The sequence below is a fragment of the Pseudomonas sp. SIMBA_068 genome (assembly GCF_046534705.1).
Taxonomy (GTDB): Bacteria; Pseudomonadota; Gammaproteobacteria; order Pseudomonadales; family Pseudomonadaceae; genus Aquipseudomonas; species Aquipseudomonas putida.
Window position 1 is genome coordinate 1 of record NZ_JAWRYI010001370.1, and the last position, 244, is coordinate 244.

1 pseudogene is annotated in these 244 nt (G+C 63.1%); it reads right to left on the bottom strand.

Going from position 1 to position 244, the window contains the following annotated elements:
- Positions 1 to 244, bottom strand: a pseudogene (locus tag SB756_RS34100) (cell division protein FtsZ); the annotation flags it as partial.

A 244-nucleotide genomic window follows, 5' to 3' on the forward strand; every position in this document is an offset into this window, starting at 1 on the left:
GGTCAGGACCTGCGGTGATGTTCACCAGAATGCCGCGCGCGCCTTGCAGGTTCACGTCTTCCAGCAACGGGTTGCGGATGGCCGCTTCAGTGGCTTCACGTGCACGGTTCGGACCGCTGGCGCAGCCAGTGCCCATCATCGCCATGCCCATTTCGCTCATCACGGTACGCACGTCGGCAAAGTCGACGTTGATCATGCCTGGGCGCTTGATGATGTCGGAGATACCGCGGACGGCACCGGCCAG